Origin of the sequence: Rhizobium atlanticum (genome assembly GCF_030182485.1) — a bacterium.
Classification (GTDB): Bacteria; Pseudomonadota; Alphaproteobacteria; order Rhizobiales; family Rhizobiaceae; genus Rhizobium.
Window position 1 is genome coordinate 1 of record NZ_JAQJCJ010000055.1, and the last position, 8,327, is coordinate 8,327.

9 protein-coding genes and 1 pseudogene are annotated in these 8,327 nt (G+C 62.5%); 4 read left to right on the forward strand and 6 right to left on the reverse strand.

The window, feature by feature from the left end; all coding sequences use genetic code 11:
* The coding region (locus PH551_RS32300) for a leucine zipper domain-containing protein (protein ID WP_285196368.1) at nt 1-210 on the reverse strand (210 nt) is incomplete at its 3' end.
* 86 nt (nt 211-296) lie between these two features.
* Between PH551_RS32300 and PH551_RS32305 the strand changes: the two are divergent.
* Nucleotides 297-632 (forward strand): annotated as a pseudogene (locus PH551_RS32305) (class I SAM-dependent methyltransferase); the annotation flags it as partial.
* Nucleotides 633-824: 192 nt separating this feature from the next.
* Entirely contained in the window at nt 825-2,738 is a 1,914-nt protein-coding gene (locus PH551_RS32310; protein WP_085780902.1) for an adenylate/guanylate cyclase domain-containing protein, read from the forward strand.
* 40 nt (nt 2,739-2,778) lie between these two features.
* On the opposite strand, the gene PH551_RS32315 is transcribed toward PH551_RS32310, so the two are convergent.
* The gene (locus tag PH551_RS32315; protein ID WP_285196369.1) at nt 2,779-3,684 is read right to left on the reverse strand and encodes an NAD(P)/FAD-dependent oxidoreductase; all 906 of its coding nucleotides are present in this window, start codon (nt 3,682-3,684) and stop codon (nt 2,779-2,781) included.
* Nucleotides 3,685-3,816: 132 nt separating this feature from the next.
* On the opposite strand from PH551_RS32315, the gene PH551_RS32320 reads away from it, so the two are divergent.
* A complete protein-coding gene (locus PH551_RS32320; protein WP_285196370.1) occupies nt 3,817-4,272 on the forward strand; it encodes an Rrf2 family transcriptional regulator in 456 nt (151 codons plus the stop codon).
* A 17-nt stretch (nt 4,273-4,289) separates the two neighbouring features.
* On the opposite strand, the gene PH551_RS32325 is transcribed toward PH551_RS32320, so the two are convergent.
* On the reverse strand, nt 4,290-4,790 hold the full coding sequence (locus PH551_RS32325; protein WP_285196371.1) for a GFA family protein: 501 nt from the start codon (nt 4,788-4,790) through the stop codon (nt 4,290-4,292).
* Nucleotides 4,791-4,830: 40 nt separating this feature from the next.
* On the reverse strand, nt 4,831-5,310 hold the full coding sequence (locus PH551_RS32330) for a class I SAM-dependent methyltransferase (protein ID WP_285196372.1): 480 nt from the start codon (nt 5,308-5,310) through the stop codon (nt 4,831-4,833).
* A 124-nt stretch (nt 5,311-5,434) separates the two neighbouring features.
* Here PH551_RS32330 and PH551_RS32335 point away from each other — a divergent pair, with 124 nt between their 5' ends.
* Nucleotides 5,435-6,610 carry a DUF3095 domain-containing protein gene (locus PH551_RS32335; RefSeq protein ID WP_285196373.1) on the forward strand — a complete coding sequence of 392 codons (1,176 nt, stop codon included), beginning with the start codon at nt 5,435-5,437 and terminating at the stop codon, nt 6,608-6,610.
* Here the strand turns inward: PH551_RS32335 and PH551_RS32340 are convergent.
* A complete protein-coding gene (locus PH551_RS32340) occupies nt 6,600-7,937 on the reverse strand; it encodes a nucleotide sugar dehydrogenase (protein ID WP_285196374.1) in 1,338 nt (445 codons plus the stop codon). The genes PH551_RS32335 and PH551_RS32340 overlap by 11 nt on opposite strands.
* A 191-nt stretch (nt 7,938-8,128) precedes the next feature.
* The coding region (locus PH551_RS32345; RefSeq protein ID WP_285196375.1) for a hypothetical protein at nt 8,129-8,327 on the reverse strand (199 nt) is incomplete at its 5' end.

Consider the following 8,327-nt stretch of genomic DNA (forward strand, 5'->3'; position numbering starts at 1 on the left):
CTGCCGGGGCATGGCATGAGGTCGGGAGGAACGATCGAGCATCGCCTCTCGACCACCGGCCTTGAAACGCTCGACCCAACGGGCGACGATCTTGGCCGCGACGCCATAGGCCTGTGCTGCCTGAGCCTGGGTCAGATGCCCTTCGATAACAGCAAGCGCCATTTGTTCCCGGCGCAACGGCGTCAGTCGGGCATTCTTATGAATGTTCATTCGCGGCGATCCTTCCGACTCGAGGTGTGATAGCTCCAGTCTCCTAAATCCGCTTTGAATGGACAACCTCCCGAAAGCTCACATCTAGCGATAGGAAGGTCACCGTACCGGTGAAGCCGGTCTCCGAAATCCTCGCCGGGCTTTCGATCGACCCGGCCGCGATCGGGCTGGTGTGGATGGATATTGAAGGCTATGAGCCGGTCGCCTGCCGCTCGATGCAGCCGCTGCTTTCCCGCCGCGTGCCGCTTCATATGGAGTTCACGCCGCTGTTCTACGGGCGCGAGGGCACGAATGCCTTCATAACGATGCTGTCGAGGTTCTACGAGGATTGCGTCGTGCTCTTCGAGGACCGCGAGGAAGAGATGAAGGTGCGGGATCTGCCTGGCGATATCGATCAGTACAACGTATTGTTTTTGCCCTAGGCTCTGCAGGACACGATTACTGGCGCCTTGCCGCGGACGTCCGTGTTGCCCCCCGGGGCGTGAGCTCAGGAACGTCTTGTGCAAACCCGAAAAAAGCGGTTAGCTGCACAGTTGGGGGCACTTTTCAAGCACAGTCAGACGAGCTTCGGGCGTTAGATGCGCTGAGAGGTGTCCGCATTCGAGGGAAGTCTCGTGCGCTGGTCCAAACCGCTCAGAGTGCATCTCGGTGTCCTGGTCGTCGCATCGCTGCTTTGCACGTCGATGCCGATTATCTGGTTGGCGTTCAGGCAGGGAAGCAATGCTGCCGTGAGTGCCGGCGCGCAGCAGATGCGCGAGATGAGCCTGCGGCTGATCGAGGGATATCGCCACACGCTGGAGGGAGGCTACGAGGCGGTGGCGCTGGCATCCACCCTGCCGCAGCTCGTTTCGCCGCCGCCTCAGGATATCAAGGCGAAACAGGACCTCTTTCTCGAAGTTCTGCGAAATGTCCCCGAGGCAACGAGCATCTATACCGGATACCCTGACGGCTCGTACCTGCAGGTCATCAACGCTGGAAGGAGGGATGTCCGCCAGACCCTCGCAGCGCCTGACGAAGCGGCTTTCGCGATCAGAACGATCGCCGGGCGACAAAGCGCGAACGTCATATCGACGCTTGGCTTTCTCGACGGCAAGGCAAGACTGATCGGCGAACGGGATGTCGACGACGCGTCTTTCGATCCGCGGCAACGCCCGTGGTATCAATCGGTCGTTCAGGACGGCGCCCCGGTCTCCGTCGGCCCCTATGTGACTGGAACGCTCAAGGTGCCGACGCTGACGATCGCGGCACCGATGAAGGACGATGGGCGGGTGGTCGTCGGCATCAACGTTCACCTGCAGACCATCGGCCGCCTGCTGGATGCACAGAGCATTTCGCCGCATGCCCGAGCCTATGTCATCGACGGGGGCGGCAATCTCGTTGCTCATTCCGACCCTGATATCATGAGCAGGATCATCGCAATATGGTCGAGAACCTCAGGCGCCTTCGCCATAACGGCAAACGCCTTCGATACCAGTCTCGAAACGATTGTCCGGCTGCGGCAGGACCCTGCCTTCGCAAACGGCGGCCTGGCGCGGATCGAACTTGATGGTGTAAGCCATCTTGTCCAGATCGCCCCGGTCAGCGTGTCCGGCCTGTTCCGGGGAAGCACGGCCGCAATCGTCGTGCCGCTGGACGACCTCGTTGCTGAGGCCAACCGGCTGCTCGTGCGCAATCTCCTGATTGCCGGCATCCTGTTGATCGCGGGTGTTGCGGCATCGGTGGTCCTGTCGCGCATGGTCAGCCGCTCTCTGTACCGCCTCGCCGACGAGGCGCGCATGATTGGCGATCTCGAGGTCAGCGAGAAGGCCCTGTCGCACTCCTGGATAACGGAAATCAACACATTGGCGAGCGCGCTCTCGGCAAGCCGTCACGCCATCGGCCAGTTTGCCCTCTATGTTCCGCGTGAAGTGGTCCGCCGGATCGTCAGCCCTGACGGGCGAACGGTCGTCAAGGCGAAGCGGCAGGACGTGACCGTGCTGTTTACCGATATCAGGGACTTCACGACCATATCGGAGCAGAATTCGCCCGAGGACGTGGTCGATACGCTATCGGCCTATTTCGAGCTGCTGAACACCATTGCCGAGAGCCATGACGGCACAGTCGTCCAATATCTCGGCGACTCCATTTTCGTCATGTGGAATGCCCCTGTCCCGGATGCCAGGCATGCCGACCACGGCTGCCGATGCGCGCTTGCCATGAAAGCCGCCGTCGACGAACTCAATGGGAAAAACCGGAGGCACGGCCGACCCGAACTCTTCACGCGATTCGGTCTCCATACTGGCCCCGCCGTCGTCGGCAGTTTCGGAGCGATCTCGCGCCAGCAATACACGGCCATGGGCGATACGATCAACGTCGCCTCCCGGCTGGAAGGATTAAACAAGGAATACGGCACCTCGATCCTGGTGAGCGCCGCTATCCATAACGCCGTCGGCGATCGCTTCCAGTTTCGGCCGCTGGGTCTGGTGCAGGTGAAGGGGCGGGCTGAAAAGGTCGATCTATGGGAGCTGGTTGGGGATCTCAGGTGCTAGGTGTTGGCGCGCCTCTCCCATCTCCCAACGTCGCAAGCACCTATCCGGCGGGCGGCATCACCAGCGACTGATGGCAATGCACGCCGGCGAGCACGCCGGAGGCGGAGGCGAGCGTGCCGCTGTGCATGGAGCTTGCGGCATCGCCGGCGGCGAAGACGCCCTTGACGCTGGTCTCCTTGTTTTCGCCGGTGCGGATGACCGGCCCGAAGGCGCCGTCGTCGAAGGCGCAGCCGAGCTGGTCGGCGATGGGGCTCGCCATCACCGTCTTCGGCGCGACGAATATGGCGTCGAGCGGAACGATACGGCCATCGGCGAGACGCACCGCCTGGAGTTTCGGACTATCGCCCAACAGCTCCACGATCGGGCTGCGCTCGATGCGTACCCCACGTGCTGTCAGCCGTGCCAGCTGCTCTTCATCGGGCTCAAATAGTGCCTGGGTGAAGAAGGTGGTCGTACCCCAGTCCGGGATCATCATGGCGGAATGGGCCGAATGCGGATAGTTAGCAAGGACGCCGAGTTCGCCGCCGCTCACCTCATAGCCGTGGCAATAGGGGCAGTGCAGCACCGCTCGGCCCCAGCGGTCGCTAAGGCCAGTTATGTCGGGCAGCGTGTCGCAGACGCCGGTTGCGAGAATGAGGCGGGCAGCACGTTCTTCACCGCCGCCTTCTATGGCGATAGCGAATTCCTCGCCCTCCTTCCGGGCGCGGATAACCTTGCCGTCGCACAGCTTTATGTTCGGATAAAGCGAAAGCTGCCTCTTCCCCTCACCCATGATCGCCGCGGGCGCCTGGCCGTCCTGGCCGAGGAAACCGTGCGAGGCCAGCGAAAACCGGTTTCGCGGCGCGCCCGCATCGACGAGCAGAACCCGTCGGCGCGCCCGGGTGAGCTGCATGGCTGCCGACAGGCCGGCAAAATTGCCGCCGACGACGATGACTTCGTAGGACATGCGATCACTCCTTAGACATTACCTGTCATGAATCAACATAAGTTACATGAAACAACGCCGTCAAGGCTCATGTTACTTGTCTTGTTACAAATTGCTTGCGATAATGCCGCGCTCGATCGACAGGATAGAACCATGCGCAACGACAGCCGCCTTTCCCGCATGCTGCACGTGCTGATCCACATGGATCGGCATGAACATGCGGCAACCTCCGAGGTGATTGCGAAGATGCTCAACACCAATCCCGTCGTCGTGCGCCGCACCATGGCCGGCCTTCGCGACCAGGGCTATGTGCGTTCGGAAAAAGGCCATGGCGGCGGCTGGACGCTGGTGCGGCAATTGTCCGAGATCACCCTGCTCGACGTCTACAACGCGCTTGGCGACCCCCACCTCTTCGCCATCGGCCCCGCCGATGATCAGCCCAAATGTCTGGTCGAGCAGGCGGTGAATAGTGCGCTGGCCGATGCGATGAAGGAGGCGGAAGAGCTGCTTCTGAGGCGGCTGGGCAGCGTGACGCTGGAGGAAATCGCGGCTGACTTCGAGACAAAACTGAAGGCGCGCTCGGCCGCGGCTTATTCCTGTGCCTCGTGAGCGGAAGCTCCTAGGGCTCAGCCGTCACGCCCCCTCACCGTCCACGAGCCGGTATCGCGATCGGGGTGCTGGTTGTTGCTTTCCCTGATCGCCGCAGCCCAGTCAGCGCCGTTGGTTTCGGTCGCGCCGGTATTTTCTATGTCCGTGATCGTGTCGAACCATGCCACCATGTTTTCGGTGCAGGTATTGGCATGCGGCGGGAAGGCGTTCGGATGGTCGAGCGAACCGATCATCAGGTTGGTGCGACCGTTTTCCAGGTGATGGAAGAACAATGGCGTGCCGCAATTGGCGCAGAAGCCGCGCTCGACTAGCTCCGAGCTCTTCCAGACGCTCGGCTTGCCACGAGTCCAGGTGAGCGCATCATCGGGCGCGGCGACGAGCGCGGCAAAGATGTTGCCGGAAGCCTTCTGGCACATGCGGCAATGGCAAAGATGCGAATTGTCGAACATGGCGGTTGCGTGGTAGCGCACGGCGCCGCACTGACAGCCGCCGCTGACTTCCATCTCGATGCGTTCCATTTTTCTCCTCCTTCAAAGGCGGGTGGGGCTTCCTCTCCCCTCACATGCGCCGATACAGAAAATACCGCCCTTCCTTGATTCCCTCCGGCAGCGGCAGCTCCGTGAGCTCCGGATGCTCCAGCGGCAGGCCGCTGACGGCGATGCCGTTCGGGGCGAGCACGCCGGCTATCAGCTGTGGCAGCCAGGTCAGCGTCACCGCATCGATCTCGTCATGGCCGGTGCCGATATCGGCGTGGGCGAGGGCTGCGCCGATGCCGAGGAAGGCCTGACCGGAATCGCGGATGTTGCCAGTCACCATATCTTGCGGCTCTGGGGTCGAGGCCGAATAGGAGCGGACTTCCCAGTCGAAGGCGATGATGCGGCGGTCGGGGAATTTTTCGCGCAGGTGATCAAAGGTGCGGCCGTTGCCGAGGCCGAACTCCAGCACCGGGCCTTCGATGTCCTCGACCAGATCGGTGATTGCGTTCAGAATGTCGCGTTGGGCCGTCAACCGGCGAATGAAGCTGTCGAGGCGGCTCATGGCAATCCGAATCCGTGATGAAAATCGTGAGCGCGTGCTAACACATGAAACCTTGCCAAGTCGATTGCCATAGATGTGAATTGGCGTTGCAGCAGCGATATGGGTCTGTGCTAAGGTCAATGACATGACAACCGGGACCGACGAAGAATTCTTTGCGAGCGTGCCGCGCTTCAGCGCCTTCGAGGGCGTGACCGATGCCGGCAATTACCGGCCGTTGCCGGAGGGATGGGTGCTGGCGCTTGCCGATATCGTCGGTTCGACGCAGGCGATTGCCGGCGGTCGCTACAAGGACGTCAATATGGCCGGCGCCAGCGTCATTTCGGCGGTGCTGAATGCAGTCGGCAAGGGCGACTATCCCTTCGTCTTCGGCGGCGATGGCGCGCTGATCGCGCTGCCGGGTTCGCTGGAGAAGACGGCGCGGGATGCGCTCGCCGCCGTGCAGGTCTGGGTCGAGGAGGATCTCGGCCTGATGCTGCGCATCGCCATCGTGCCGGTCGCCGATACCCGCGCGGAGGGCCTCGACGTGCGCGTCGCGCGCTATTCCGCAAGCCCGCATGTCACCTATGCGATGTTTTGGGGCGGCGGCACAAGCTGGGCGGAACGACAGATGAAGCTCGGCCGTTACGGCGTCGAGCGCGCCGCGCCGGGCACGCGGCCGGATCTAACTGGCCTGTCCTGCCGCTGGAGCCCGATTGCGGCGGAGAATGGCGAGATCGTCTCGATCATCGCCGTGCCCGGCGAAGGCCGGCCGGGCGAAGAATTCCGCGATCTCGTCAACGGCATCGTCGCCATCACCGCCGAGCAGAACCGCGGCAGCCATCCGGTGCCGGCCGACGGCCCGAAATTCGCCTTCTCGCTGAAGGGCATCAATCGCGAGGCCAAGGCCACCGCGCCCGCGGGAAGACGGCTGTGGCAGAAGCTGATCATCTTCCTGCAGCTCGCCATCATCCTCGCGTGCTACAGGCTCGGCCTTCCACTCGGACGCTTTGATGCCCGCCGCTACAAGCGCGACGTCGCCGGCAATTCCGATTTCCGCAAGTTCGACGACGGGCTGAAGATGACGGTCGACGTCGACGCCGGCCGCTTGAAACGGATCGAGACGCTGCTGGAAGACGCGCGGGCCAAGGGCATCGCCCGCTACGGCCTGCATCGCCAGTCCTCAGCGCTGATGACCTGCTTCGTGCCGACGCCGATCTCGCGCGACCACATGCATTTCATCGACGGGGCGTCAGGCGGCTATGCGGTGGCCGCCAGCCGGATGACCGGCAAATCGCTTTCGGCCGTTTCCGTCACGCCTTGATGACGTGATCGGCCGAGAGGCCGAGCCGGTCGAAGACATTGCGGGTATCGACGATCAGCGCAGCAGTTTTGGCGAGCGCCGCATAATCCACACTGTCATGATCGGTCGCGACCAGCACTGCGTCATAGCCGCTCAAGGCCTGCGGCATCAGCGCCACCGACTTGCGGCCTTTCAGGGCCAGGTATTCACGCGTCGGCGGGATCTCGGCGACGAAGGGATCGTGGTAATCGGCGCGGCCGCCGCGCTCCTCGATGATTTCAATCAGCCGCAGCGACGGGCTCTCTCTGATATCGGCGACGTTCTTCTTGTAGGCGAGGCCCAGCACCAGCACACGGCTGCGGCTCAGCGCCTTGCCGGCGCGCATGTCGAGCGCTTCGGCTAGTTTGCCGACGACATAGCGCGGCATCGCCGAATTGATCTCGCCGGCAAGCTCGATGAAGCGGGTCGGCAACTCGTATTCGCGCGATTTCCAGGTGAGGTAGAAGGGATCGATTGGGATGCAATGACCGCCGAGGCCGGGGCCGGGATAGAAGGGCATATAGCCGAAGGGCTTGGTCTTGGCCGCCTCGATCACTTCCCAGACGTCGATGCCCATGGCCGCATAGACGGTCTTCAGCTCGTTGACGAGGGCGATGTTGACCGAACGGAAGATGTTTTCGGTGAGCTTGACCGCTTCGGCCGTCGCATTCGAGGAAACCGGGACGACGGTCGAAACCGCAGCGCCGTAGAAGGCCTTCATCAGAGCCAACGCCTCCGGCCCGTCGCCGGCGACGACCTTCGGGATGGTCGCGGTGTGATAATGCTGGTTGCCGGGGTCCTCGCGCTCCGGCGAGAAGCCGACGAAGAAGTCCGCGCCGGATTTCAACCCGGTGCCTTCGAGAATGACCTTGACGATATCGTCCGTCGTGCCGGGATAGGTGGTCGATTCCAGAGCGACGAGCTGGCCGGGACGCAGGTGCTCAGCGATCGAGCGCGAGGTCGCCTCGACGAAGGAAAGATCGGGGTCGCGATGTTTGGTCAGCGGCGTCGGCACGCAGATGATGATGACATCGCATTCGCCAAGGCCTGCGAAATCCGTGGTCGCCTGGAACCGCCCCGCCTCGATCTCGGCTGCGAGCGCTTCGTTGCTGACGGCGTCGATGTAGGAGCGGCGGGCATCGAGCGCCACCATCTTTGAGGGATCGATGTCAAAGCCGGTGACCGCAAAACCGCTGCGCGCTACCGCAATCGCCAGCGGCAGGCCAACATAACCGAGCCCGATAATGCCGGCACGCGCCGCGCGGGTTTCGATCTTCTGCAGAAGCGTGTCGAAGGTTGAGGGGGCCAAGGCAGGATCTTTCAAACGGGAAATTCAGGAAGCTGATCTAATGCATGATGGTGGGAAATTAAACCGCCTCCACTTCTGCTTGGGAATAAAGTAAACATCTGAGCACAGAGGAGACCACCACATCCCCAGCGTGAAAGCGAGTAGCCGACAGCGGCGCATGAACGCCAAGCAATGCGGTTGTTCAGCGACCTTTAGAGATCGATTCCCCGGCCGCGGTTGACCGCCCGCTGACGCCGTTCCGCGAGGATCTGCTGACGGCTTTCCGCGCGGACGGTCTGCTGCAGGACCTTCAGCCTCTCCTGCATCGCCGCGAAGGCCTGGCGCTGCGCCTCTGGCACATGGTTGATGAGATCCTTGTCGCCGCGGATGATGGCATTGCGCCCGAAGCGC

What these genes read in the sequence shown, in the direction of transcription:
- PH551_RS32315 (WP_285196369.1), bottom strand. Translation starts at nt 3,684, where the DNA reads ATGTCCTACGAAGTCATCGTCGTCGGCGGCAATTTTGCCGGCCTGTCG.
- PH551_RS32320 (WP_285196370.1), top strand. Translation starts at nt 3,817, where the DNA reads ATGCGCAACGACAGCCGCCTTTCCCGCATGCTGCACGTGCTGATCCAC.
- PH551_RS32325 (WP_285196371.1), bottom strand. Translation starts at nt 4,790, where the DNA reads ATGGAACGCATCGAGATGGAAGTCAGCGGCGGCTGTCAGTGCGGCGCC.
- PH551_RS32330 (WP_285196372.1), bottom strand. Translation starts at nt 5,310, where the DNA reads ATGAGCCGCCTCGACAGCTTCATTCGCCGGTTGACGGCCCAACGCGAC.
- PH551_RS32335 (WP_285196373.1), top strand. Translation starts at nt 5,435, where the DNA reads ATGACAACCGGGACCGACGAAGAATTCTTTGCGAGCGTGCCGCGCTTC.